This window comes from Pyramidobacter piscolens W5455 (assembly GCF_000177335.1).
In the GTDB taxonomy this organism is placed as follows: Bacteria; Synergistota; Synergistia; order Synergistales; family Dethiosulfovibrionaceae; genus Pyramidobacter; species Pyramidobacter piscolens.
In genome coordinates this window covers 1-988 of the sequence record NZ_ADFP01000052.1, presented here as the reverse complement: position 1 = coordinate 988, position 988 = coordinate 1, and the positions used below count along the sequence as shown (strand labels likewise).

Here is a 988-nt window from a genome sequence, read left to right as displayed (position 1 = left end):
CCCCCTCTCACGATACCTTCGGCAAGGTCCTGAGCCGTCTCGATCCCTCCGCGTCCTGTCCGAACGCTTCAGCACCTGGATGAGCGAACTGTACTTCCATCTGGGCAAGCTGGTGGAGAGCAAGGGCATGACCGTCGCCATCGATGGCAAGACCATATGCCGCAGCGGCAGTGCCGAACAGAACGCCAGTCATGTGCTCACCGCCTTTGCCAGTCGAATGCAGTTAGTCCTCGGACAGATCAAAACCGACGAAAAGAGCAACGAGATCACAGCCATCCCCGAACTGCTGGAACTCTTTCAGGTCAAAGACACCGTCGTCACCATCGACGCCATGGGAACGCAGAAGAACATCGCCGCCAAGATCATCGAAAAGGGAGGCGATTACGTCCTCGCCGTCAAAGGCAATCAAAAGAAACTGCGCGACGACATCATCTGGCACCTGCACAGCGAACTGCAGGACAGAAGCACAAGAGAACTCAAAGCCAAAGGACAGTACGCTGTTACCTTGGAAAAGGACCATGGCCGCATCGAGAAAAGAGAATGTTACCTCTCCAACGACCTGAGCTGGTTCGAAGGACTTGAAGACTGGCGAGGCATCGCGGGAGTGGGTTGGATCCGCAATACCCGTCACGTCGATAACAAGAATGACAAGACGACCACTGAAGACCATTATTTCATTTACAGTTTGAAAGAAGCGCAGGCAAAAGACCTTCTGCGCATCAAGCGAGAACATTGGGCGATCGAGAACAACCTGCACTGGATGCTGGACATGGCCTTTAGGGAAGACGACTGCCGTGCGAGAGCGAAGAACGCGGCGGAAGTGATGAACATTCTGCGGAAAACTGGCTTTGCAGATGCTGAAGACCTGTGACACGTGCAAATGCGGGATGAGGAGCAAGCGCAAGCTCTGCGGGCTTGGCATCCCTACGGCTCTGCAGGTCTTGGGGCTGGTGCCTACGGGCTTGCTTATTCCGTAAGCGATTGCCCT

The 988-nt window shown here is 54.9% G+C and carries 1 protein-coding gene; it reads left to right on the top strand.

All coding sequences use genetic code 11. The annotated features are described in order from the left end of the window. The coding region (locus tag HMPREF7215_RS04800) for an ISAs1 family transposase (RefSeq protein ID WP_009164551.1) at positions 1-871 on the top strand (871 nt) is incomplete at its 5' end. Positions 872-988: the final 117 nt, after the last annotated feature.